Below are 24,266 nucleotides of genomic sequence, written 5' to 3'. Positions count from 1 at the left end.
ATCGTCGCAACGCTGCATTTCTGCCGGATACGTTGAGAAGGGGTAGGCCCCTTTCTGCCCCACTTCCCCGCAGCACCCGCACTGCATGAGCCCCCGGGCGGTTTGGCAAATCGCGACCTCCGGGCCTTGCCAAACCACGCCGACCACCACGGCTTCCCAGGAGCTGCCGCTCCGGGCAACCACAGTGAGCCTGTCGCCGTTCCGAACATTCGGGGCGGGCACCCGGGCGCCCCATTCGCCCGACTTGAGTTGGAGGGGCCTGGCGTGGTGGTGGGCCATTAGAAGACCCCCCGATAACCAAGGGCAACAAAGCCTGACCGGCCAATAGCGCAAGCAATCATTAGAAAACCTTTGAAGAGGGGGCATTCCCTCACTACCCACTCAAACTAAGCCCCCTCAAAAAAATCGCAATACTTTCACCCTGCGTTTTATCGACTAAATATCAAAACTGCCGGAAGGGCCGCGAATCGCTGAAAAACCCTGAAACGCCTCACATTTCCCGCTCAGCACCGGGCCCGGCGGAAGCCGAGGCCCCACCTGCCTTTCTCCCAATGCGCTTTTGCTTCATGCCGCTTTTGACGTTGCCTTTTCTCTCCAAGAGCTCAAAAGAACGCGGCCGGGGCCGCGCCTGAAAAGCCCCCTCCGGGGAGGTTAGGACATGGGCCGGGGCTTCCGCCCCAGCCTGCGCGTGGCTGCCATTCACTGAACGCCCACAAAAAAAGCCCCGGTTTCCCGGGGCTCTATCTGCAACGCTGTAATGCCGGTCAGGCCTTATACGGGTGCGCCGGCCATTCTTGGTCCGGGTTCTTCTTCTTCCACGCCTTGCCTTCAGCAGTTTCGGCCCACGCAAGGAATGCCTTGGGCTGCCGCCCGGTGCCAGCCCACGTGGTCCCGTCCGGGATCTGGAACTTCGGGGCGCGACTGATGCCGGCGCTTGCAGAAACCGCCTTGCGTGGCTCAAGCAGCGCCTTCAGATCGTTCTTCTGCTTCGTCGTGTAATGCTGCGCAAACTGCTGCAAGGTCTCGTAGACTCCTGCAAAGCTGGCCCCGGCTTCGGCCGCCAGCGCGTCGCCTTCGGCCTTTTCCATTTCGGCCACCAAGGCCTCCGCTTCAGCCTTTTTCTTGCGGATTTCTTCGAGCGTCAGTGCCACGGTTTTCCCTTGGATTTGGTCAAACCCCGATCCTGCCGTTTTGCGAGATTACTGTAAACCCTCAACGGCCCAACCCCGGCTCTCCAGTGGCGACTGCCACGGGGCTTCACCCTCAAAAGTCACTGAGGGCATGCCTTCCGCCGGCCACTGGAGCAAGCCCTTGGCGGTTCAGGGGACCGGCCGTGCCCACCTCCACGTTCCACCATGCAATGCCGCAATGTCCAGGGGCAACCGGGCGCCGGCAAAGCCTTGGGCAGCGGTCCCGCGATCCGGGCGTTCAGGCGGTCAACCAGGTGCAAGGCGTGCTTGTGGAAGATGACGTGGATGTTGCCGTTCTTAAACCGCCCGCCCAGGAACGGCTTCAGCAGCTCCCCACCTCGTGCGTCACCAAGAACCCTTCGGAGCCCCGTGTCTCATCGGATGCAGCCTGCTGGGTGGCGCGATTGGCCTTCATGGCCATCGTCTCGGCCCAGACACGCAATCCGATGTCCTGCAGAAGGATATCTTCCCTCTTTCTCGCGGTCGATTCGATGATCCAGTGGCGGCCATACGCGCCATGCATCAATGGCGCCCCTGGCCATCCTTTCCGGGCGACGGTCATGGCCAGTCCGGCGATCAACCGAACGTCAAAGCATCGCCTCGTTTCTTCCTCGGATAGTTCCAAGCGCGGAGCAAGCAATGCATCTCGGGCCTTCGTATCGGCCTGTATGACCCGCTCAAGCTCTGCTGGGGTTGGAGCCCCCATGCGCGTCCACACTTGCGCTGGCGAGCATGCCTTGACCCAGTTCCAAGCGCTTGCGGTGTCGTCAGACGGATCAGCCGGGTGCAGGTAGAGCCGACTTTCAAACACGGCCCGGAGGGTTTCCGGGTGCTTCCACTGGCGACCGTGGATGTAGTGTCCGCAAGCCAGGATCTTGTCGCACACGGGCACCACCACGGGTGCTGGCACGGTCAGAAATCGTTCAACGCCCGCCGCACTATTTCGGCCACGCTGACCTGCACCGATCCGCTTTTTCCGGCGGTTGCGCCATTGGTCGGCCCTCGGAATCGGTGGCCGATACCATCAATCGCGCGGACATGAAACTCTACGACCGCCGAAAGCGGGAACGGCAGTGAGCCTGCCCTCAGATCCGGGCATGGGGCCAGTTGTGGGCTGCCCTCCTTACGCCGATGATCGCCTTTAGCGTAGCAAGCGGCCCTTCAGTGCCGCCCAATCTCACCGATGGAGAGGGCAACATGGATAAGCGGGTGTGCTTTGATTTCGAGATTGATTTCAGCAACGGGGGCGGGATTCAGGGCCAAGGCTTCCGGCTGGACATCGCCGGTGATGACATCACCGATGAGGCGTTGGCCGACTACATCGTGCGCGACATGCGCCTGCTGATGGTGGGCGAGGTTCGCATCCTCAACAAGGAAATCATTGAGGAGCCTCATAAGCGCCCGGCGCACGGCCAAGACGGTTCAACTGTCCACGACCCAAAGGACGGGTGAGCGGCCATGCATCCTGATGTTCTCGGCTGGACTGCAACCGCCGTGTTGATAGCCACGTTGGTCCGGCAAATGATCAAACAGTGGCAGTCTCCCCATCCGGAAACGGTCTCCAAATGGCTGTTTGTCGGTCAGATGACCGCGTCGACCCTGTTCACCGCCTACAGTGCACTTTTGGGGTCAACGGTGTTTGTGGTGACCAATGCCCTGCTGCTGTTCACGGCCGTGGTGGGACAGGTCCTGGCTTGGCGTCGACGTCGGCGAACCGGCGCGCCGCCTCCCTGCTGACCCAGTATTGGCTGCACCAAGGAAGGCCGTCGTAGGCGTTTAGCAGCCACTCTTCGTCAGATCCCAAACGGACGTCGCCTGACATGCTCGACCCGGCCTCCGACCGTGACCAGCGTCGAGATGGCCCAGTCGCTGGAAGCGGACACGGGCGGAAGCAACAAGATCTCAACGCCGGCCCCCATCGCCGCGCCTTTCCATACCTCCACTGTGCCATCCTCGCTGGGACTGCGGTGGAGGCCCCAATCCGAGGCGAAATCCGTCAGCGCTTGCCGTCCATGTATCCTATCGAGCGCGCTGCAAAGCGAATCATACTGAGCACTCCTCACTCCCCTCCCCCTTGCATCGTTTTCTAACCTGCGCTTCACCATCCATCCCAGACTACTTCATGGCAGACATGAAGATCGAAAGCCAGTCTGAATCCCTCAGGAGAACGCCAGCTTTCTGACGGGGCAGCCTCCGATCCATTACCTGAAGCTGGGACCAGGGACGACCGCCTAAGCCGATTCAGGCAGGGTTGCGCGGCTGCCCGTCGTCTATCAACAACACCGTGCGGCAAGCGCGCGCCAACTGCAAGGCAGCCGACATGTCCGCATAGCTTCGATAGGGAGAAAATGCGCCGGGCGGGCCCGACACGCGATCGCCCTACTGGTTGGTTCAGAACAGCTCCGTCTGAGCCGGTGGGTAGACAAGCGCTGGCCCGACGGCCTGCGCCATCGGGTTCAGCGGATGCGGTTTGGGTTCGGCGTGGGACACGATGTGCAGCACCTCATGGCCCCGGTGCGTCAGCAGGTCGGAGATGAGACGTCGGTGGCAACGCCACCACGGTGCCTCCGCGCACATCAGCGCGGTCCGATGTTCGCCCCCCAGTGCAAGCACCTTCGATAGCCCGCCGGCGAACTCGGCGGTCGCCATGTGGTCTGCGTAGCCCTGAAACGCGGCGTTGTCCCACGCACCATTGGGCGAATCCGGCTGCACCTTGCGCCGCCCGCCCAGTTCAGGAATCCAAAGATACTCCACGCCGTGCGCTGGCAGCGTTTTAGCCATCTGCTCGGATGCGAACCAAGGGTGACGACGCGATCCTGGGAAACGACGCACGTCCGCGATCGCCGAGATGCCTTGTGCGAACAGCAGGCGTAAGAACTCGTCCCAAGGTCGAGTGGAATGCCCGATGGTCCAGACGGTCACCGGGGTCGGAGCGGGAGCATCGCACTGCATGAGGCTCATTGGACAGGAGCCGGCATCAAGCCCGCGTGCTCATCACGTGCTCGGCAGCTGCCAACGACGCTCGCGTCTGCCCGTCTACGCTCGGACACGACCGCGGGGATAGCGGCTAGTCGTTTCGGGCCCATTTCGACAAGTTCTGCTTCAACGCATCGATGCCCTCCCAGGGATCCTTGCGGCGACGTTTCAGCTTGCCCGGCACGTCCTTGATCGTGAACGCGTCAGCCCGTTTGAGCTTGGGCAGCTCGCTCCACGCCAGAGGCATCGCGACAGGCGCGCCCGGTCTACCCCGCAGGGAATACGACGCCACTGCGGTGGCACCTCGACCGTTACGCAGGTAGTCGACAAAGATCCGCTTGTTTCGAAGGGCTTTGGTGGCGGTGGCCAGGAAGCGCTGCGGTTCGGACTGCGCCAACGCGTCGGCGAAGCCTTTGGCGAAGCGCTTGGTCAGGTCCCAGTCGCACCCGGGATTCAAGGGCACCACGACATGAAGGCCCTTGCCTCCGGATACCCGCAGGAAGGACTCCAGCTCTAGTTGGGCCAGAAGCTTCCGGATATCAGTGGCAGCCTTTTTTACCTCCGCGAATGGCACGTCTGGGCCCGGGTCTAAATCGAACACCACCCGGTCGGCGCGGTCGGGCTCCTCCGCGTGGCTTCCCCACGGATGGAACTCCAGGGCATTGAACTGGACCAGCTCCAGCAAGCTGGCCGCGTCGCGCACTACGAGGTAGTGGGCGTTGATGCCGCTGTCCTCCTTCAGCTTGACCGAGTCCACCAGCTCCAGCCCGGCGGTGTGGTGCTTTTGGAAGAAGCAAGGCTTGCCAGTGCCGGCGGGACAGCGAATGATCGACAAGGGCCGGTTGATCACCTCGGGCAGCAGGTGATCCATCACTGCCGAGTAGTAATCCCAAACGTCTTGCTTCGTATAGCCGTCGCCGGGGAAAAGGACCTTGCTCGGGGAGGACAGTTTGGGGGGCACGCGTTCGACTTGAGGCGTTGCGGCGGTCTTGCGGGCAGAAGACGCCGCCGATGCCCGTTTGCCACGGGCCGGTTTCGCCGGGGCGGCGCGATCCGAATCCGCCAAATCATTCACTTCCTTGTCGGCCCGCACGGCTTTCAAGGAGGCTTGGCGCAGCAGTTGCTGCCCCCCGATGCCGCGATAGAACACCTCCACCACGAAGCGCGGCTCGAACCACGTGGCAGAGCGAAGATCGGTGTCCTCGGTGGGCACGTAGGCCGTCGGCTTCTTGCCTCCCCCTTGGATCCTCTTGCTCACGTCCTTGATCAAGGCGTCGGAGAACCCGGTGCCCACCCGGCCCACGTAGAGCCAACCGTGTTTGGCGTCGGGCTTGGCCAGTAAAAGCGAGCCAAAGCCGCTGCGGCTGCCCTTGGGGGCCGTGTAACCGACCACGGCGAACTCGTCGCTGGCCAGCTGCTTGGTCTTGCGCCAGTCGTCGCTGCGGCCGGTGTGGTAGCCGCGATCGGCGCGCTTGGAAATGATGCCTTCAAAGTGCTGTTCGCCAGCCAGGCGGTAGGCCTCGTTGCCGTCGCCTTGGACGTGAGAGCTGAAGGCCAAATGGCCGGCTTGGCCTTCCAGCAGCTCCTGCAGGAGCGCCTTGCGCTCCAACAGGGGTGCTGCGGCCACGTCCACGCCATCGAGGTGCAGCAGGTCGAAGAGCGCGTAGGCCAGCGCGCCTTGCCGCTCCCCGGACAATGTCGCCTGGAGCAGGTTGAAGTCCTCCTTGGTGCCCGATCCGGCGATGAGCTCGCCATCCAAGGCAGCAGAGGTAAGGCCCAACGCCGCCACGGCGTCGCGTATCTCGGGGATCTTGTCGGTCCACTCCAACGCGTTGCGGGACCAGAGCCGGACGGCCCCATCGGCGACCGTTGCGAGGATCCGATACCCGTCCCACTTGATCTCATGGACCCATTGGTCGCCCTGCGGTGGGGCGTCCCCCAGCTTGGCCAACTGGGGCTCGAAGGGGCCGGAAGGCGGGGCCGCCTCTTTCGCTTTGGGCAGGGCCAAGGCCTTCTTGGCCCAGTTCTTCCGTCGCGCACGCTTTGCAGGGGGGGCTTTGAGCTTCTTCTTGTCGGCTTTACCGCCGCCGGCCCTCTTGATGTCTGCTGTTGGGGCCGCCGACACATCGGCGAGCAGATCGTCCGCTTCCAGATCGCTCGCATACGCATCGTCGTCCTTGAACAACAGCCACTGCGGCTGACGGGCCGGTTTGCCGGACCGGACCAGGTGCCACCCGCCTTTGAGCTTGGTGCCAAACAGCTCGAAGCGCAGGTGACCCTTGGCAAGTTGTGCCTCTGGGTCTCCTTGGGTGGCCCAGACGCCGTGATCAAACTGGGCCACGTGCCCACCACCGTATTGCCCTTTGGGGATCTCGCCTTCGAAGCTGGCGTAGTCGACGGGATGGTCTTCCACTTCCACCGCCATTCGTTTGACCTTGGGGTCGTAACTGGGGCCTTTGGGGACGGCCCAACTCTTCAGGGCGTCGCCGATTTGCAGCCGGAAGTCGTAGTGCCGGCGGCTGGCGTGGTGGAGTTGGACCACGAAAATGGCGCGCTGCCCTTGGGGCAGCGCTTTGCCAGGCTCCGGCTCCTTGGTCTGGTCAAAGCGGCGCTTGCGGCGGTATTCGACCAAGGACATGACGGCTCCTCGCTACTTGCCCAGGTGCTTGCGAACGGCCGCAGCGGTGGGGCCCACGGCTTTGACGGCGGCCCGGAGCTCGTCGGCGGACACGCCCAGCGCCTTGGTCCAATACTGGAGCTCGTAGTCTTCGTTGACGTTGATGCGGTCGCGGTCCGGGCTGCCGGTGTTCTTGTCGTCGCTCATGGGATTCTCCTTGGGTGATCAGGCGCTCTTTCGAGCCTTTTTGGCGGGGACCTTCTTTGCAGCTTTTTTGGCTGACGCCTTCTTAACGGCGGCCTTCTTGGCAGGCTTGCGGTCTTTGGTGGAGGGCTTGGAGGCGGTCTTCACCGGCGTTGCCTTCGCCGGGGTGCGCTTGTTGGTCTCCAAGCTCTTTTGGAGCAAGGCCATGAAATCCACCACGTTGGTCGCCGAGTCCTCGCGGTGCTCCGGTTCCTCAAACGTCGTCGTGGCACCGGCCTGCTTGACCCGCTTCTTGATGATGTCGGACAGGCGCTCGCGGAACTCGTCCTGGTAGCTGTCCGGCTCCCACTCAGAGGTCATGCTCTCAATCAGCTGCTTGGCCATTTCGAGCTCTTTGGGCGCAACCCGGTAGTCCGACGCCCCACCCTGCGGCAGTTTGTATTCGTCCGGAGCCACCAACTCCTGCGGGTAGCGAAGCAGGATCATGATCAACGCATCGCCTTCGGGCATCACCGCGCAAATGTATTCGCGCGTGCGGATGACCACCCTGGCGATGCCCACCTTGCCGGTTTCCTTCAGGGTCTCTCGGAGCAGGACATAGCCCTTTTCTGCCTTCTTGCCAGGCACCAAGATATAGGGTTTTTCGAAGAACCTCAGCCCGATGCTCTCGGCGTCGACAAAGGCCTCCACGTCGATGGACTCGTGCGTCTCGGGGGCGGCCGCGGCGATGTCTTCTTTCTCTATGACGACGTAGCTGCCCTTGTCGTATTCGAAGGCTTTGACGATGTCCTTCCAAGGCACTTCTTCGCCGGTTTCGGCGTTGACCCGCTCGTAGCGAATGGGCTTTTTGTTTCGTGCGTCCAACATGCGAAAGCTCAGATCCATGCGACGCTCGCCGGACATGAGGGACACCGGAACGTTGAGCAGCCCGAAGGACAACGAACCACTCCAGATGGGCCTGGGCATGCCAGCCGCCTCCAATCCTAGGGCCTTTCGTTGTAGGCCCGGCCGCGTCGGCCGGGCGTGAACCCGGCCGGCGCGGCGCAGCGGTTACTTTTTGGCTTCGACGCCCGGCGTGGCGTCGCGCACCATGAACTCTTCGGTCACCTCGGGCAGGTGGGCCGCCAGCCAGTCGGCCATCGCCTCTTCCTGCACGAGGATTTCTTCGCAGATCCGGGCCGTTTCTGCATCGCCCACCGTCTTCGCTGCGGCGATCAGGGCCGTGTAGGAGGCGATCTCGAAATGCTCGAAGACGTAACCGGCCATCGCGCCTTTGACGATCTCGTCGGAGGCCGTCATGCCGCCGACGGCCTGACCGAAGGCTGCCATCTTGCCCATCACGTCCTTGAGGGTCGACGGCGAGCCGCCCAAGCGCTTGATGCACCCTTCCAGCCGTTCGCGCTGGCCAATGGTTTCCTGAATGTGCTCTTCAATGCGCGCCTTCAGCACTGGGTAGTGCTCGATCCGCGAAGCCTGCCCCTTCAGCATGGTTTCGGCTTGCTGTTCCATCGCGTGTGCGTCGCGCAGCCAGTCCAACAGGTTCTCTTTGAGCTCTGCCATGGATGTCCTCCTCTCGTGTCGGGCGAAGCCTTACCGTATCGAGGCTGGGATGCGGATCAAGCGATCCCCGAGTGAAGGCTTGGCGAACGGCGGAGCATCTCAGACCGGCGGTGCGTGGGCCTGGAGATCGATGGCCCTCGTGGTGAACGGCGCGCATGCAACGCATTCGCAGGCCATTGACCGCTCCCGCCACATGCTGAACGCTCCTCAGCGCCAGGCCATCCTCATGACCCGTTCCGCGCTTTTGCTCGTCTTCTTGGCCCCCTCCCTCGCCTTCGCTCAGCAGGGGGACGGAACCGACGTCCAAGCCAACGTCCATACGTTCAAACCCGCCAAGGTAGATGCGACGCCCGAGCGCGTTCAGGCCCTGACGGTGCCCAGTGGCTTCCAAGTGCGTCCCCTGGCGCAAGGCCTTCAAAATCCCCGGATCATCGCCGTGGGACCAGATGGGCGGATTTATGTCTCACGTCGAGATCAAGGCGACGTGCTGTTGCTGGAGGATGCCAATGAAGACGGAGCCTTGGACGCCGAACCGAAGGTGGTCTTCTCACGTCCAGGAGCGCACGGGCTGGCCATCGCCAACGGGCAGCTGTATGTCGCCACGGCCAACGACGTGTATCGCGCCCCCATACACCCGGACGGGACGTTGGGTCCAGAGGAACGGATCATCAACGACCTGCCGGATGGCGGCCAGCACCCCAACCGCACGCTGGCCTTTGGCCCCGATGGGATGCTCTACATCAGCGTGGGCTCGTCCTGTAACGCGTGCAACGAGACTGATCCCGAGCATGCGGCGCTGCTGAGGTCCTCGCCGGATGGCAAGAGCCGTTCCATCTTCGCCAGTGGCCTGCGGAACACCATCGGCTTTGCTTGGGATCCCAAAACAGGGGAGCTGTGGGGGATGGATCACGGCATCGACTACTTGGGCAACGATGAGCAGCCCGAGGAGCTCAACCGCATTCAGAAAGGAAAGAAGTATGGTTGGCCCCACATCTGGGGCAAGGGCGGGGTGAATCCCCAGAGCACGCCGCCAGGGCAGATCAGCAAACAGCAATGGGCGGCGACGAGCGAACCCATGGTGCTCGGCTACACCGCCCACGCGGCCCCCATGCAGATGCTGTTCTACACCGGCCAGCAGTTCCCGGCAGCTTACCGGGGGGACGCCTTCGTGACGATGCGCGGTTCCTGGAACCGCAAGCCTGCGTCGGGCTACGAGGTGGTGCGGGTTCGTTTCAACGCCGGCAAGCCGGTCGGGTTTGAGCCCTTCTTGACCGGCTTCCTGGTCGACAACGGCCAGGCGCATATCGCAAGGCCCGTCGGTCTGGCGATGACGAAGGGCGGTGCACTTTTGGTCGGCGACGATGCCAACGGCGTCATCTACAGAGTGACTTACGGCCCAGGCCAAGCGTCCGCCTCCCCCGCGACCGCAATGCCTAGCGGGCCCTTGATGGCCCAAGTCAATCAAGGCTCGGGCGTGCCGTTGGCCAAGGATCGGATCGGCAAAGCCGCCACGTTCGAGTTCCGCTCCCCGGCGTTTTCCTCGGGCCAAGCATTGCCTCCCCGCTTCAGCGCGTATCACGACGATGCATCGCCCGCTCTTTCTTGGAGCCCGATGCCTGGTGCCAAGTCCTATGCGCTGATCATGGAGGATCCGGATGCAGCCAACGTCAAACCCTTCGTTCACTGGGTCGCTTACAACATCCCAGCCACCGAGCAATCGCTGCCCGAGGGCCTGCCGGTCGATCCGCGGCTTCTGAAACCGGGGGGGATGCTGCAGGGGGCGAACAGCCGAGGATCGGTGGGCTATTTCGGCCCCAAACCGCCTGTCGGTGATCCCCCGCACCATTACCACTTCCAGCTGTTGGCCTTGGACACCGTGCTTGATTTAAAGGCCGGGGCAACTCGGGACGAGGTGCTGAAGGCCGCGAAGGGCCACATCCTAGGCGTGAGCGAGACCGTGGGCACCTACCAGCAGGTCGAGGCCCCGCTGAAATAAAAAAGGGACCCGAAGGTCCCGACCGGTGCCCAAGGCCCGGAAACTCAATGAACCTCCAGTTCCTGGCAAAGGGACTGGAGGGCGGCGGCGATCTCTTTCAGGCGGAACGGCTTTTCAAGGAAGGGCGTGCCTTTGAAGCGTTCGGGCAGCCGGTTGGCCCCAAGGCCGGTCGTAAACAGGAACGGCACCCCCAACTCGACCAAGCGATCGGCCACGGGGTAAGACTCGACCCCGTTCAAGTTGACGTCCAGCACCGCCACATCGAAAGCGGCTTCCTCGGCGCATGCCAAGGCTGTGGGCAAGTCTTCCGCCGTCTTGGAGACGTCGTAGCCGACTTGGGCAATGGCCTGCTCCAAGACCATCATGAGGGTGGGTTCGTCCTCTACAAGAAGAACCCTTACTGCTTTGCCGTCCAATCCCATGACTTTCTCCCTACAAGCGCTCTGAGTGGATGTGCCACGATTGAACAGTGTGGCCCGAGGGCTCGCCCGATTTGTGAAAAGGGCGTAAAAGGATGACGGCCGTCGCTCTTCTACACTGCGCACTCTGTCGCCCTTCGGTGGCCCTGCCGAAAGGATGACCTATGAACCAACCAGCGAAAGCGAAAATCGATTTGAGGGACGAGAGCCGGCAGTTTGCCCTGCTGGTGAACTCCGTCACCGACTACGCCCTTTACATGCTCGACCCCAGCGGGGTGATCCAGACCTGGAACCCGGGTGGGCAACGAATCAAGGGCTACCAGGCTGCCGACGTGGTCGGCACCAACTTTTCCCGCTTCTACCTGCCCGAGGAGGCCCAAGCCGGCCTACCAGAGCGAAACCTGCGGACCGCGGCCTTAGAAGGGCGCTACGTCGCCGAGGGCTGGCGATTGCGGCAGGACGGGACCCGCTTTCGTGCCAGCGTCGTGATCGATCCCATCTGGGAAGACGGGGAACTGGTGGGGTTTGCCAAAATCACCCGCGACATCACCCAGCGCCACGAAGCGCAGGAGCAGCTGCTCCAAGCCCAGCGCGATCTCCTGCAGGCGCAGAAGATGGAGGCCATCGGGAAGTTCACGCTCGGCTTGGCCCATGATTTCAACAACCTGTTGACGATCGTGGCCAACTGTCTGGATCTCATCAGCCTGCGGGTGAAAGACGGAGGCGTGGCCAAGCTCATCGATACCGCGCAGCGGGCCGCCGAGCGCGGGGCCCTTCTGACTCGGCAGTTGCTGACCTTCGGCAAGGGACAAACCTTGGTGCCAGAGGCCGTCGACTTGGCCGCCTTGATGGCCGAATGCGAAGCGATGCTGCGCCGCTCCGCCGGCGACGCGATCGCATTGACCGTCGAAGTTTCCCGGGGCCTTCCGACCCTGTCGCTGGACAAGGCACAGCTGGAGGCCGCAATCCTTAACCTTGTGTGCAACAGCCGCGACGCCATGCCGAAGGGCGGAACGATCCTCATCACGGCCTCTGCGCGGCAAACCCGTGATCCTACGTTGCCCAACACCAGTGAAAGACCTTACATCTGCCTGAGCATCCGAGACGACGGTTCAGGGATTGAGGCGGACCAGCAGGCCAGGGTATTCGAACCGTTTTTCACCACCAAACCCATTGGAAGGGGCAGCGGGTTGGGCTTGAGCCAAGTGTTTGGCTTCACGGCCCAGTCCGGCGGGTTCACCGAGCTCCAGAGCGAGCTTGGGAAGGGAACCCGCGTTAGCCTTTGCTTCCCCGCACCAGAGCATTGAGATGCCGATCCACGTGTTGTTTGTTGAAGACGAAGACGATCTCCGCAGCGTCGTCGTAGAGGCTCTGACCTCTCAGGGCTTCCAAGTCACTCCCGCCAGCAACGGGGATGAGGCCCTCGTCCTCCTGCGCGGCGACGCCAGGTTCGCGGTGGTAGTGACCGACTTCAACATGCCAGACAGCGCCGACGGGCTGGAGGTCGCGGCGGAAGCCGCGGTTGCTCAACCCCAGGCCCGCGTCATGCTCGCGTCTGGCCTTCAACGCTCGCAGCTGCCCCCGCTGCCCGAGACGGTTCGATTTCTCCCGAAGCCTTACCGCTTCCGACAGCTTGTTACGGCGATCCACGAAGACTTGGGCTGCACGTAGGGGGCGGATTCCTTGCGCGGCCAGGCGGTCGCCACTGGTTCATCTTCCTACCAGTGCGCGTCTGCTCACTAGGAACAGCAGCCGGTCGATCGCCGTTGCGTTCAACGCTTCTCCATCCCCCCGCACCTTGAAACCGGCCCAGTCGCCCACTGCGACCTCGCTCAGCTCTTTGACTTCCACAGGCAACCAGCGCATAGGCCAATAAGGCAAGCGGCGATCCATGATCGTCCCGCTTTGCAGCTCGATCAGGTCGTGATGGCTCGAAGCACCGAGCACCCTTGAGAACACCACGTCCAACCCGTCCGGGGGGCCCTCCAAGTATTGGAGGAAGCGCGTCCCGTCGAACAAGAGCACCCCACTGACACCTGCGTCCCGGTTAAATCGAGTTGCGTCGTCGACCAGCTCCTGGAGCTTGCCGCTCCGGAGGCCAAGCAGATCGCCGCGCAACGCGTCGGATGCCTCGCTGACATACACCACGGCCCTGATGGGCATTGGGCGCTCCTTCTCAACTTGTCTGGCCATCCCCCCTTCCACGAACTTTAGTCCCGCCCACGCATTTAGGCAATCGCGTTGGGAGATAGCGCCTACCGGCGGCTGTTAACGTGATCCCGAGTTCCAATCGAGTAACCTTTGATTATGGCCCTTTACAACATCGCGGAACGTTTAAGCACGGCTAAAGAACTAATCAGCAGGGGCGATGACGCGTCATTGATCTACGCCGCGCTGGAACTACGATTCTGCCTGGAATCCGTGGCGTATCAGAACTTGGCTGCATATGGTGAAGACGTTTCCACCGAGCTTGCTCGCGAGTGGCGACCGGACCAGATCATCAAAATGCTGGCCGCCTTCGATCCGAACTCTGATCAAACGGCCAGCTTCTCCATCTCGGTAACGCCACCGCCCAAAGACCTCGATTTTGCCTCAAGTGACTTGAAGGCCGCTTTCAAGGACAAGGATTTCTTGCCGATCGGGGAGGCCAAGCGCATTCCTTGGGGCAAGTTTCGCAGTTACTACAACTCGTTGGGGAGCTTTCTCCATCTGCGCAAAGATCTGACGAACGCACGGCCGAAGATCGAAAGGCTCCGTGTTCTCATCGGTGAGCTGGAAGAGGTTGCGAGCTCGACGCTGATCGCTGCCGGCAAGGATCTCGCGACGGGCAAATGCGTCGACTGCGGCCATGTGCTGATTCTCGGCCCGGCAGAGCAAGCGGGGGACAAGCCCGTTTTCTGCCCGAATACCAAGTGCAACTCGAGCTATTTGGCCATCAAGGGGGACCCGGAGCGACGGGTGCAGAAGGTCGAAGCCCTGGGGCTGCGCTGCGAATGCGGGGCCATCGTTCCTATCTTGCCAGAGAGGCTCCTCAAGCCTGCGGTTTGCCCGGAATGTGGGTTGACCGTTTGCGCAGTCATTGCTGCAAAGGCAAGAGTGCTAGGGGTGCCGCCCACTCGCGAGGGAGATCTGAGCGGCTAGTTGCACCTTAACTTCGCCACTTCGTCCACGCCCAGCAGTGGAGACGGCAACACGGCTTTGCACACGTCCGACACCTCAACGGCCATCCCCGGCTCGGGGTGTTCCAGGTAGAGCGCTCCGTCGTAGCCCACCATTGCTTGTTCGTTCGGCGTAGATGCCAGGGTGCCCGGCGCGATGCTGGCCCCTGTCAGAGTGAAGGCCCGGGCGTTCTGCGTCAGCACGGGGAAGGTCACCCGCACACCGCCTTGGCGGGGGGCCACCGATTGCTTTTCGGTCTCCCCGATCTCCACGCCCACCGGCAGCTCCTTGTCCTTGAGGCTGACGGTGGTGGGCAGCAAGGAGGGAACGTCGGTGACCAGCACGCGGCCTTGCTTGTTGGTCTGGCCGACCGGTGCGCCGTTGACCCGCACCGGCACGCCCGCTTGGCCCGGCACATCCACCACGGCGAAGCTGGCGTAGGCGGGTCGCCGGAAGGCCACGCCGCGGTGGTCCAGGAACACGGCGCCGGAGAAGTTGGCCGCCACCTGGGTTTGCCCGTCGTAGCGGTCCAGCATGATCCGGGCGTCGCCGTAACGCGTCATGGCATCCGCCGTGGCCCGGGTGCTGCGCAGGTCGCCGTCGGTGTGCTCTGCAGCCAAGCGAAGGCTGCCCTCGGTGCGGTAGGTCGCCCGGGTGGTCAGGGCATCCTGGCCTGGGGCCTGGCGGGCCCGCACGCCCACGCTGGCCTTGCTGCCGAAGCGGTAGGTGAAGCTGGCGGCCACTTGAAGATCGTCGCCTTGGAGGTCTCGGAGCACGTTGGCGGACACCTGGCCCGCGGCGCCCAGGTTTGCGCTCACGCCCAAGGAAGCGAAGGCCAGACTGGAGCGCCCCGTGTCGATGGCGCTGTAGGTGCCGCGCACGGTGAAGCGGCGATCCGGGCGGTAGGAGATGCTGGCTTGGGTGCGCGAGGCGATGGGCAGCGCCGTCTCGCTCTGCAGTCGCCAGAACCCGTCGTTTTCCTCATGTTCCAGCCGCACGCCAAACGTGGGCCCTCGGTAATCGTAGGCAGCAGCCCAGCGCGTCCCGCCGTCGCTTGAGCGCCCCACCTCGCCGTCCAGCACGCCCCAGGTGCCTGGGGCCCAGGTGCTGCCCACGGTGACGTTGCCCTTGCCGTTCTCGTTTACCTGGCCACCGGCTCGGACGGTCCAGCGGTCGTTGACGCCCCTGGCCCAGGAAGCACTGACGCCGGCCGTGCCATAAAGATTTTCGTCTTCGCGGACCTGGCCGGCGGCGATTTCCCAGGCGGAGAGCCCGGGACGCAGCAGGGTCGGGGCGACATAGAGCCGTGCAGTGGAAACGGCGGTTTCCCGGCCGTAGGCGTCACGCACCACCACCGCCGTCTGGCTGGCTCCAAATGCCACGTTTCGACCGTCCACGGTGAAGGGGCCGGCCTTGACGTCTTGGCGTGTGATTTCAGCCTGGTTGGACAGGACCTTGACCTGCCCCGGGTCCAACGCGATCCCCCCTAAGGTCGGGACGGGCCACGTCGGCGTGAGCGGATCCAGCGCTGCCGGGTCCTTCGCGAGGCGAATGCCGCCCAGCGCCACCGGGCCGATGCGGGGCGTGGCGTAGACATCGCCGGCTTGCCAAGTCCGTTGGCGCGGCAGGTCGTCTTTCTGCCAAGCGGTCATGCCGCGGCGCATGCCAAACCCGTTGGGGGATTGGTTGAGCTGCCCGGTGGTGGAGACCACGCCCCAACGCCCTCCGGTGCGCGCGTCCAGTGCCAAGGACGTCGCTTGTTGCCCGCCTGCAATCTGGGTGGCGAGGTTGTAGTTGACCAAGACGCCCCCGATGCCGGGCGACACCTGAGAAACCGGAGTGCCGTGCTGGCTGAGCTGCTGCGCCGGCTTGCGGTCAGCCGGAATGGTGAGCTGGACGGTGGCGTTCTCGGGGGTGTAAGCCACGGTCACGCCCAAGGCTTGGTCGGTCAGGTCCTGGCCCTCCTCGCCCGGGCGAAGGGTCACGCCGAGCTTCTGCCAGGTCGTGGATTCGGCCACCCAGGCCCCACTTTGCTGCCAGAGCAACACGGGGTCCTTGGCGGGCAGCCCGTTGGCCCGGATTGGCGCGGCCAGCACCGGCTCCACCCCCTCTGGGATGGCCGCGTGCGCGCTGCCGATGGACAGGGCCAGCGCGAGGCCCAGGACCCTTCCCCGCCGCATGTGTCGCCCTCAGTTCACGGGGACGGCGACGGGGGACCCGTTGACCGTGATCGAGAGCGAGGCCGCTTTCAAGCCGGGCTTGAGCTCAACCAGCTTGCTCTGACCAGGGAGCACCCACCCCAGCGCCCCTTCGCGCCACGCCGGCATGCCTTGAGGACCGACGGCGGTCAGGCGCGCGGCGGTCGGACCGGTGTTGGTCAGCAGAAGACCGTTGGCGGTCAGGCGGGCCGTGAGCACCGGAGGACCGGCCTTGGCGTCTTCAAACCCCACCGGCAGGTTCTGGTGGATCAACAACTGCACCTGGCCCGCCGTGGACGGCTGGGGCAACTGGCGCAGCAGCACGCGGTAGTAGCCCGGCGTGCCGATGCCTTGGGTGCGCACCAACCGCACGGCCCGGCGGGACCCAGGCGGGATTTCGACAATGGACGGCGCCGCAAGCACCGCGGTGGCGGGGCCGGTCACGTCCTGCCCGCTGGGATCTTGGGACCAGTCCAGCACCGTCACCTGAAAGCGCTCGGGGATGTCCCCGTGGTTTTCCAAGGTCAACGCCCCTGCCTTTTCTCCAGCCGGGGCCACGATGCTTGTGGGAAACAACGACACGTTGCCCGCCCACGCAGGAGCGGCGCACAGCATAAACAATGGAACCACCAACAAACGCTTCAACATCATTCCTCCAAATCGATCACCTCCCTTGATCCAACCAAAACATTTAAAGTTGTCAACCCACCCTCAAAAGAAAACCCCCGGAGATATCCGGGGGTTTGATAGAAAACCTGCGTGGGTCAGTAAGTCAGGGTGACCGCAATGGTGTCGGAGAAGGTCCCGCCGGGCACCTTGTTCAAATCATAGAAGGCATAACCGATGCCAATCATCTGCTGCTCACCGGTTCCCACGCCCTCCCAAGCGTCGGCCCCACTGCCCCACACTTGACTGGCACCAGGATCTTTGAAGAGGCCGTAGGCGACGAAGTTTCCGGCCCCATCGGACACGGCGCGGTGATTGGGACGAGCAATCGCGGCGCCGTAGTTCAACCCATCGCCGGGCACGATGCTGAAGGCGGTGCCTTGGTTGCAGCGAACCATCAACGCACCATTGGAATAGCCCTGCGTGCCGGACGCCAAGCCGTTGTATTCACCGCCGCCCAGCTGGGTCACGAGCAGGCTGCACTCGTTGTTCACGGTCGCAGAAATCATCAGGTCTTCGGTGACGTCAGCGGCGGACGCCGAAGTGGCAGAAAACGCGGCCATCAAGGCCAGAGAAAAAGAAAGGGTCTTGCGCATGAAAAATCCTCCTCGGATATTGGGAAAAAGGGATACGGCCCGACTTGGGCTTACTTCACCAATACTCGATAAATCCATTTCCGCAAGAGGATCGGGCAACAAGAGTTGCAGGGGCCAACCCAAGCGCTTGCACCGAGGGCACGAGTGAGCTAAAAAGCAATCGCCGGTCGCAGAAGCGTCGGTGTTGTGCCCGCATAGCCAATAGGCTCCGGGTGCCCGAGGTCCACCCAATGGGGGCGCGGGAATCTTTTTTTGATTCCGGAGCCATCCATGACGACCAAGCGCCTCAAATCCATCCGCACATCCGCCTTCCATGCCCAGTCTGGCCGCTGCTTCTATTGCGGCCTTCCGATGTGGCTCGCGGCTCCTTCAGAGCTTGGGCTGAAGCCCAGCAAGGCCCGAGCCTTTCAATGCACCGCCGAGCACCTGGTCGCCCAGCAGGACGGGGGCCGAGACGTATCCGGGAACGTGGTGGCCGCGCATGCCCGGTGCAACCAGTGCAGGCACAAGCGAAGCGGGCCAGCTCCTTCCCCTGAAACGTTCCGGGCGCTGGTTCAGAAGCGGCTGGCAGTGGGAAGATGGTGGTCCAGACTGCCGCCAGGGATTGCACGTGCTCCTGTATGACCTCATCAAGCTATACGAACCTTCGTTTGATCCGGCTCGCACCAAGGTTCACTTGGCCCGGAACAACAAGATCGACGATCCGATCGATGTCTGGCTGGACGGCCGGTTTGACGATTGGCAATGCTGGCAGCGGCAGCGAAACTTTGACCGGGACCTGGTCTTGTCCCTCGTCCAGGTCCCCAACACTTACCGTTGGATGTTCGCCGGCCTCTTCCGATCCGTGGGAAGCAAACCCGATGTAGATGCCGACGGAACACCCCACGTTGACTACAACTTGAAACGCATCGACAGCACACTTGCGTTAGAAGGACGCCTCTTCGTGACGGGGAAATACGTCAGCCGCACCTCCTACCTCAGGGGCGAGACCCTCTCGGGGGACATGGTGGTGCACGAACTTCTGGCAGAAAAGCTGGGAGACGGAGAGTTCCCAGGGTTCGGTCAAGTGGACATCGACAAAGATACCCTGGACCGCATCGTTGCCAGCGGCAACAACTCTTGGCGTGCAGCTCTTTCCAGTGTCAAAGGCATCTACCTTTTAACGGACAGCAAGACCGGCCTGCTCTACGTCGGAAAAGCGGACGGCGACGCCGGCATCTGGGGTCGCTGGTGCCAGTATTCGAGCACCGGGCACGGCTGGAACAAGGCGTTGGTCCAAGAGTTCGGCATCAAGGCCACCGAGCGCCAGCGCGATCTCCGCTTCTCGATCCTCGAAGTCATGGACCGGCGCTCCCAAGAGAGCCAGATCGACAAGAGGGAGTCGCATTGGAAGCGAATCTTGATGTCCCGCAACGGCTACAACCGCAACTAGCAATGTTCAGCTGAGCCGCAGCGAACCGTCATCTTGTGATCGTAAGCGGCATGCCCGAGGCACGCCGTTTTGGGCACAGGACGCTCTTTCAGACAGGCAGGCGCTCGGCGATCCAATCCATCCATCCGGATTGTGCAGCCGTCGCATTGGCACTCAAGGCTCCACGCCCGGGGGCTGCCCCACGGCCGCGGCTCGCACCTCTTGAAGGCGCAGGGACAGCTTACTGGCAGAGACCTTCCCTCCGCGACTGCCGCGCGCCTCGCGGACAATCGCCAGGGCCATGACCACGGCTTGGAGGAGATCCGATTTCGTCCGCCCCTGCTCGCTCCACTCGCCCGGAAGGGCGGTCAATGCAGCGACCGCGTCCTTCCCTGACAAGTATTGGACGCACGTCAAGGCGGACCAATGAAGCCCAAACTCGGTGCGCAGTCGCGTTCCAGCCTCCTCTTGCAAGAGCGTCCCGTCCGCCATGACGAGCAACACGTGTGCAGCGGCCAACGCCTTGGCACGGGCATTCGCAGGGCCTTTGTCCACGGGATTAAGCAGCCGGCTTCGGCTTGGCCTTCTTGGCAGGTTTCCGAATCGGCTTTGCCTTCCCTGCCTTCTTGGCGACTTTCCCCACCCTCGCAGCTCCCTTAGCCGCGGCCTTCTTCACCTTGCCAGCGGCGGGCGGGAACTTGGCCCCAGGGTTGGCCTGCGCCCACGCCTTGCCTTCGGCCGACTTGGCCCATGCCGTGAAAGCCTTGGGTGCCAGCCCTCGGCCTGCCCAGGTCTCTCCCGTCGGGAGTCGATACTTGGGGGCGACTTTGCCGAGCTTTCGGCCTTTCAGCGGCCCCGCAGAAGGTTTCGGGGAACGCGCCGGCGTGACGTCGATGGCCTCGCCAATGAGCTTGGCAACCTGACGACGCTGGGCGGGACTGAGAACCTTCGCATACTTCTGAAGCACCGCGATGGCCTTGGGCACCTCACCGTCGCGTTTCTCCACCAACCGTTTTTGGGCTTCGAGTTGTTTGATTTCCGCGTTGATCGACTGAAGGGTGGTCAAGGCCAAGGGAAACACTCCGTTGAGGGCAAGCAACGGTTATAGCCCATTAGTGGGATGAGGGCCAAATCACAGACTCATACTAGGCACGACAGAAAACGTTGACTTGATGACTCCGCGAGGCGGCATCTTCAGCAAGATGCACTTCAGACAACGAGTCGCCGAAAGATGGCTTTGTTAAGTGTCCCCACACCCCACTTCAAGGGGGAGGACTTTCTGTTGCTGACGCAACCCAGGACATCCAACCGTCTCTCAGACGTTAGCAGCCCGGCTTATCACGCGGACAAGCCGGGCCTCGGCATCATTTCTTGAGCATGTCCCTCATGGCGTTCTTAAACCGAGTGCCGATCTCTTCGCCCGTTGGGGACGCATCCGGATCATCGGTGAAAATGGCAACCATGGCGGCCAGATACGCCTCTCCGAGTGCGGATGTCAGCGCAACAGCGGTCGTCCCTGAAATAGCCGCGCCTGCTGCGGTGCCTACACCTGGGATGAACTTGATCAAGTTACTCACCAAGGTGCGCCCAAGAAAGCTTGCACCTGCAACACCCACAGCCGAACTGACAAGCGAAGTGAGCATCGAGTTGGTCAGGTTGACGCCAAAGATCGACGTAATCTTTGCAATCATCCCAATCTGAACAGGAGCGATGATCATCGCGTCTGAAAAGGGAATCGGACTGACTCCAGCAGCACCAGACGCAGTGGCTGCGGCCATAATGATCTTCCGAGCCTCAGACTTTTTTGTGTTCAGATCCGCCTTTTGAGCAGAAGCGAAAGCACGCTTTGCACCTTCAGGGATCGCACCGATAGTGACCTCAACCAGGGTCGAAAGGCCCTTGGGCTGCAATACAACGTCGTCATCAAGCTCCTCTTTGATTGCGCGCACCTGGACCACATTCCTGCACTCTGGCAGAAGGCCCTCCACTTCCTTCTTGAAGCCTTGGTCGGAGCGATGCTTCGTGATCACGCCGATGACAGGAACAACTTTGGAAAGAGCAGCATGCAGTTCCACTTCCGCGGGTTCCACGCGGCGGCCGTCCTCCATCACACAAATCCAAGCAACATGGATGTGCTTCGTGGGGTCAACCTCGTTTTTACGAGCTTGGATGAAATCCGTGAGCGCACCAATGGTGCTCTTATAGTCAGCCATCTCCAAGCCACGGGTATCGAAGATCGATACCGGCATCCCTTCCTTGGTGATCTCCTTGGTCTCCTTCGTAACAGGCCGCCCCTGCCCCGTTTCAGCCAAATCCTCATGGAAAATGGCATTGACCAGCGTGCTCTTCCCGACTCCAGACCGACCAGCGATCAGGATGTTCACATGGCCCATCTGCTTGGCCGCATCTGCGACCGCGTCTGCGATTGTTGAAGCGAAGTTTCCGTCCATATTCCCCTGTATCCTTTTTCTTACCCAGTCAACCAACAATAACCCGCAGCTAAGCCACCGCGTGTAGCTCTATTTGTAAGGCCCGAGGAACCGCTCACCGTTGAAGTGCATCAGGTGCGTGGGGGCATCAGCGGCCCAAGCCTCGGTTTCCCAAGCAATATCGGCCAGATACTTGCGCATCGTGGCGCGGTCAGGGAACGCCGACACATAGACCAGGCCAGCTTTGCTGTCCTTGAAGAGTTTCTCAAGCTCTTGGTGCCGCTTTCCATCTACCGGTCCATGTGAGGTCACCGCTTCACAGAGCAGCAGCCATTCCCGCTTGCGGTCATACAACACCACGTCCGGCATCTTCCCGTGACTGTCCACCGTCACACCCAGCTGCGAGAGTGCCTTTCTATCGAAGACACCAACCTTCTGCCCGGTGTCGCCAGCGTAGATGAGTTCAGAGCCTGGGGCGAAATGCGGGGCGAACACCTCGATGATCTGCTTGATGAGCTGGCTATGCTCACCTGGGCTCAAGATCACTTCACCGCCGCCCGGGATCACGACTGGCACCTGCTTCAACTCTCTGGCTCGCGCGTATTGATCAGCAAGTGACTGCCTGCTCTCACGGAACACAGCAAGAGACGCTTCCCACTCCGCCGTGTTGTAGGTTTTGATGAGCGCCAGCATCTCGGGGGTGAGCTGATAGACCGCCTTGGGGCTGTTGACCGGTCGTTCCGGATTGTCCGGGTTGTAAAGCGCGATGCCGCCATCCACGAACTGGTGCATCGTCTGCCGCCGGAACGTTTCCCGGGTGTTGGGCGCATACAACTTGCCATACTGCTCGCGCACCCAATCCATGATCGGCGTGATGCCAATCAACGGCGCGGAAGCTCTCGCCCATTTCTTATCCGGCGTCAGATCGGCAAGCGCCAGCAGCGAGAGCGCCGAGCGCTCGTTCAACTGCGCACGGGGCATCCCCACTGCGGCCAAGATTGCCTCGGCGGCATCAATCCTTTTCTGCGTCATGCCAGCACTTGCTCCATTTCCTTGTCGATAGATTTCTGACCGAGGTCGGCGGCCTTCTTGGCCCAACGCCCCATCTTTTCCAGGGTTTCACGCGTGGGGTAAGGCATGTTCCGCAGGTCAGTTGCATTGACCTGCGTGTGCCCAGAGAACCGCCGCAGGTGGTCATCCAAGGCGGTGCTATTGAGGTAAACAAATAGGCCCCAAGCCACATCTTCTTCAAGACCCTGTTTGTTGAAGTGGAAAACATTCGAGTGGTTTTCGAATGCTAGACGCTCCTGCCCCTTGAGGTCCTGCGGCTGCACGAGGTAGGCGACCACGCGGCGCTTTTCTTCCTTTGACGAGAACCGCCGCACGACAACGTAGTAGCCGGTCGGCCATATCGAGCGTTCGGTGCGCGCGTCTCGAACCAGTGCGTTCGCTTTTTTGGCCCCCTCAATGGGCCAGGTCGTCTTGGTCCCATCGATGTGGAAGGCGTAAATCAACGGCACCGTGCCCTCTTCCGGCATTGCACGCAGATGCTCGCGCGTCCGGAAGTCCACGATGGGGCCGGTCGAGACCGATACCCCCACGTCTGCAAGCGATGCGCCCACGAGAGGGGAGGCTTCAATGAGATCAGCCTCGTCTGTCGGGACGTGGATAAAGCTTTCCTTGTCTTGAGGCTTCACGATGGCCGAAAACGGAAACTCTTGTGTGCGCAGATCAGAGAACGAATCGTCGGTTGACGATGTGATGGTCACGTTCCCCTGTTCCCCCCCGCGCTCCAGCAAAAGAATGACGTTCTCTTGCAATACTTCGTCGTCGCGAAATGCCTTCGTTCGGCTGTCGAACAGGTGAATGTGCTTGAGAGAGGCTCGATCCAGGATGAAGCGCCGGAAGGGCTTGTAATAGGGCCCGTTGGCGAAGCTGCGGGGGATAATCGCGACCAGCTGCCCGCCATTGGCCATCTGCGCCAGCGCAGCCCCAACAAACGCCGAGTAGAGGTTCACGGTCTCCAGTCCGATGCGCCTCGCTTGGACGCGTGCATTCGAACTGGCAGCAATCTTTCTGTAGGGAGGGTTCATCACGCAAAGCGTGAAAGGTGCCCTGCTCTTCTCCAAGTCATCGGCTGCGGCGGCCAAGTAATCGCCCTCTCGGACCGTCACCCTCACCCCGTCTGATTCATACCCCACCAGCGTCGCTTCGAGGTGTTCCCGCAGCCGGCCATCCAGCTCGTGGGCCTCAACCGACATCGAGCCGCTGCCGAGCTTCCCGCTCTTCCAAGAATCCAGCACCGCACAGCTGAGGGCCCCCAAACCCGCTCCAGGATCCAGCAGCACGTGCGGCCCCGCTTTGGGCTCCAGCAGACCAGCCATGAAAGCGGCCACGTCGGCGTTGGTCATGAACTGCCCCATGGCACTCTTGTGAAGTCGGGGGGTGAGGCCGGCGACTTCCCGGCGTTGCAGTTCGGCTCTTTGGAGCATGGGTGTTCACATTAGGACCATTGGGGGCCATTTTATCGCACCCGAGCGTCTCAAGGGCTGATACAAACCCCTCGGTATGCAACCACTTGGAACAGCTCCGCATCGCAGGCTTGAGCAAGGTGGGCGCCACCGAATCCCAAGGGTCTAGGCCGTTTCCAAGCCAGAACGAAGCAGTCGAAAGCCCATACGATTGGCAGGTCAAGCACCCTGTTGAAGCAGCCGTTAAGGGCACTCAGGGTGAAGGGCTGGCTTGGTGACGCCGTCGCAAGATGGAACGAGGCCCGCCTTCCTGCAGTAACCATAGACGGCCGAAGTGCTCACCCCAAGCTCCCGCGCTAACTGAGCCCGGCTGA

Annotated in this window: 23 protein-coding genes and 1 pseudogene; 8 read left to right on the top strand and 16 right to left on the bottom strand. The window is 62.2% G+C overall.

Translation table 11 applies throughout. The annotated features are described in order from the left end of the window. Positions 1-764: 764 nt before the first annotated feature. A complete protein-coding gene (locus ACMZPQ_RS04265; RefSeq protein ID WP_102944364.1) occupies positions 765-1,151 on the bottom strand; it encodes an H-NS family nucleoid-associated regulatory protein in 387 nt (128 codons plus the stop codon). A gap of 361 nt (positions 1,152-1,512) precedes the next feature. Beyond that, the gene (locus ACMZPQ_RS04260) at positions 1,513-2,076 is read right to left on the bottom strand and encodes a hypothetical protein (protein ID WP_139726863.1); all 564 of its coding nucleotides are present in this window, start codon (positions 2,074-2,076) and stop codon (positions 1,513-1,515) included. Between the two features lie 311 nt (positions 2,077-2,387). On the opposite strand from ACMZPQ_RS04260, the gene ACMZPQ_RS04255 reads away from it, so the two are divergent. Then, complete coding sequence (locus ACMZPQ_RS04255) at positions 2,388-2,642, top strand: cyclase (protein WP_099470351.1); 255 nt, start codon at positions 2,388-2,390, stop codon at positions 2,640-2,642. Between the two features lie 6 nt (positions 2,643-2,648). Further along, a complete protein-coding gene (locus ACMZPQ_RS04250) occupies positions 2,649-2,927 on the top strand; it encodes a hypothetical protein (protein ID WP_139726861.1) in 279 nt (92 codons plus the stop codon). Between the two features lie 654 nt (positions 2,928-3,581). Here the strand turns inward: ACMZPQ_RS04250 and ACMZPQ_RS04245 are convergent. The 5 genes from ACMZPQ_RS04245 to ACMZPQ_RS04225 form a co-directional block, all read right to left on the bottom strand. Beyond that, entirely contained in the window at positions 3,582-4,151 is a 570-nt protein-coding gene (locus tag ACMZPQ_RS04245; protein ID WP_080473117.1) for a DUF488 domain-containing protein, read from the bottom strand. Between the two features lie 106 nt (positions 4,152-4,257). After that, a complete protein-coding gene (gene ligD / locus ACMZPQ_RS04240) occupies positions 4,258-6,804 on the bottom strand; it encodes a DNA ligase D (protein WP_197570721.1) in 2,547 nt (848 codons plus the stop codon). A 12-nt stretch (positions 6,805-6,816) separates the two neighbouring features. Next, entirely contained in the window at positions 6,817-6,990 is a 174-nt protein-coding gene (locus tag ACMZPQ_RS04235; protein WP_174842282.1) for a DUF3606 domain-containing protein, read from the bottom strand. Positions 6,991-7,008: 18 nt separating this feature from the next. Next, a complete protein-coding gene (gene ku / locus ACMZPQ_RS04230; RefSeq protein ID WP_180882309.1) occupies positions 7,009-7,953 on the bottom strand; it encodes a non-homologous end joining protein Ku in 945 nt (314 codons plus the stop codon). A gap of 84 nt (positions 7,954-8,037) precedes the next feature. Beyond that, positions 8,038-8,547 (bottom strand): ferritin-like domain-containing protein, encoded by a 510-nt coding sequence (locus ACMZPQ_RS04225; protein ID WP_024957537.1) that lies wholly within the window; start codon positions 8,545-8,547, stop codon positions 8,038-8,040. Positions 8,548-8,677: 130 nt separating this feature from the next. Between ACMZPQ_RS04225 and ACMZPQ_RS04220 the strand changes: the two genes are divergently transcribed. Further along, positions 8,678-10,543 carry a YbhB/YbcL family Raf kinase inhibitor-like protein gene (locus ACMZPQ_RS04220; protein WP_197570720.1) on the top strand — a complete coding sequence of 622 codons (1,866 nt, stop codon included), beginning with the start codon at positions 8,678-8,680 and terminating at the stop codon, positions 10,541-10,543. Positions 10,544-10,587: 44 nt separating this feature from the next. On the opposite strand, the gene ACMZPQ_RS04215 is transcribed toward ACMZPQ_RS04220, so the two are convergent. Continuing rightward, entirely contained in the window at positions 10,588-10,965 is a 378-nt protein-coding gene (locus ACMZPQ_RS04215) for a response regulator (RefSeq protein ID WP_180864876.1), read from the bottom strand. 161 nt (positions 10,966-11,126) lie between these two features. On the opposite strand from ACMZPQ_RS04215, the gene ACMZPQ_RS04210 reads away from it, so the two are divergent. After that, positions 11,127-12,269, top strand: coding sequence for a two-component system sensor histidine kinase NtrB (locus tag ACMZPQ_RS04210; RefSeq protein ID WP_099596004.1), 1,143 nt, complete (start codon positions 11,127-11,129; stop codon positions 12,267-12,269). Position 12,270: 1 nt separating this feature from the next. Continuing rightward, positions 12,271-12,633, top strand: coding sequence for a response regulator (locus ACMZPQ_RS04205; protein WP_024957534.1), 363 nt, complete (start codon positions 12,271-12,273; stop codon positions 12,631-12,633). A 39-nt stretch (positions 12,634-12,672) separates the two neighbouring features. On the opposite strand, the gene ACMZPQ_RS04200 is transcribed toward ACMZPQ_RS04205, so the two are convergent. After that, positions 12,673-13,125 carry a BLUF domain-containing protein gene (locus ACMZPQ_RS04200; protein WP_049422543.1) on the bottom strand — a complete coding sequence of 151 codons (453 nt, stop codon included), beginning with the start codon at positions 13,123-13,125 and terminating at the stop codon, positions 12,673-12,675. A 144-nt stretch (positions 13,126-13,269) separates the two neighbouring features. On the opposite strand from ACMZPQ_RS04200, the gene ACMZPQ_RS04195 reads away from it, so the two are divergent. Next, positions 13,270-14,103, top strand: a complete 834-nt coding sequence (locus ACMZPQ_RS04195; protein ID WP_197570719.1) for a hypothetical protein — start codon at positions 13,270-13,272, stop codon at positions 14,101-14,103. Here ACMZPQ_RS04195 and ACMZPQ_RS04190 read toward each other — a convergent pair. The 3 genes from ACMZPQ_RS04190 to ACMZPQ_RS04180 form a co-directional block, all read right to left on the bottom strand. Continuing rightward, positions 14,100-16,301 carry a fimbria/pilus outer membrane usher protein gene (locus tag ACMZPQ_RS04190; RefSeq protein ID WP_197570718.1) on the bottom strand — a complete coding sequence of 734 codons (2,202 nt, stop codon included), beginning with the start codon at positions 16,299-16,301 and terminating at the stop codon, positions 14,100-14,102. The two genes, ACMZPQ_RS04195 and ACMZPQ_RS04190, sit on opposite strands and share 4 nt — an antisense overlap. Positions 16,302-16,310: 9 nt before the next feature. Continuing rightward, complete coding sequence (locus ACMZPQ_RS04185) at positions 16,311-16,967, bottom strand: fimbrial biogenesis chaperone (RefSeq protein ID WP_197570717.1); 657 nt, start codon at positions 16,965-16,967, stop codon at positions 16,311-16,313. Between the two features lie 116 nt (positions 16,968-17,083). After that, positions 17,084-17,581 carry a Csu type fimbrial protein gene (locus ACMZPQ_RS04180; protein WP_008266871.1) on the bottom strand — a complete coding sequence of 166 codons (498 nt, stop codon included), beginning with the start codon at positions 17,579-17,581 and terminating at the stop codon, positions 17,084-17,086. Positions 17,582-17,851: 270 nt separating this feature from the next. Between ACMZPQ_RS04180 and ACMZPQ_RS04175 the strand changes: the two are divergent. After that, positions 17,852-18,046, top strand: a pseudogene (locus ACMZPQ_RS04175) (HNH endonuclease); the annotation flags it as partial. A gap of 16 nt (positions 18,047-18,062) precedes the next feature. After that, complete coding sequence (locus ACMZPQ_RS04170; protein ID WP_197570716.1) at positions 18,063-19,013, top strand: GIY-YIG nuclease family protein; 951 nt, start codon at positions 18,063-18,065, stop codon at positions 19,011-19,013. Between the two features lie 538 nt (positions 19,014-19,551). Here the strand turns inward: ACMZPQ_RS04170 and ACMZPQ_RS04165 are convergent. The 4 genes from ACMZPQ_RS04165 to ACMZPQ_RS04150 form a co-directional block, all read right to left on the bottom strand. Beyond that, positions 19,552-20,064, bottom strand: coding sequence for an H-NS family nucleoid-associated regulatory protein (locus ACMZPQ_RS04165; protein WP_197570715.1), 513 nt, complete (start codon positions 20,062-20,064; stop codon positions 19,552-19,554). Positions 20,065-20,356: 292 nt separating this feature from the next. Beyond that, complete coding sequence (locus ACMZPQ_RS04160) at positions 20,357-21,442, bottom strand: YcjF family protein (protein WP_100468031.1); 1,086 nt, start codon at positions 21,440-21,442, stop codon at positions 20,357-20,359. 69 nt (positions 21,443-21,511) lie between these two features. Beyond that, positions 21,512-22,453, bottom strand: a complete 942-nt coding sequence (locus ACMZPQ_RS04155; protein WP_100468030.1) for a BsuBI/PstI family type II restriction endonuclease — start codon at positions 22,451-22,453, stop codon at positions 21,512-21,514. Beyond that, positions 22,450-23,832, bottom strand: a complete 1,383-nt coding sequence (locus ACMZPQ_RS04150; RefSeq protein WP_238380092.1) for an Eco57I restriction-modification methylase domain-containing protein — start codon at positions 23,830-23,832, stop codon at positions 22,450-22,452. The genes ACMZPQ_RS04155 and ACMZPQ_RS04150 overlap by 4 nt, the downstream gene beginning before the upstream one ends. Positions 23,833-24,266 lie beyond the last annotated feature (434 nt).

It is taken from the genome of Stenotrophomonas maltophilia, from assembly GCF_047497515.2.
In the GTDB taxonomy this organism is placed as follows: domain Bacteria; phylum Pseudomonadota; class Gammaproteobacteria; order Xanthomonadales; family Xanthomonadaceae; genus Stenotrophomonas.
Note: the sequence above shows the minus strand (reverse complement) of the source record. Positions and strands in the feature narration are given on the sequence as shown.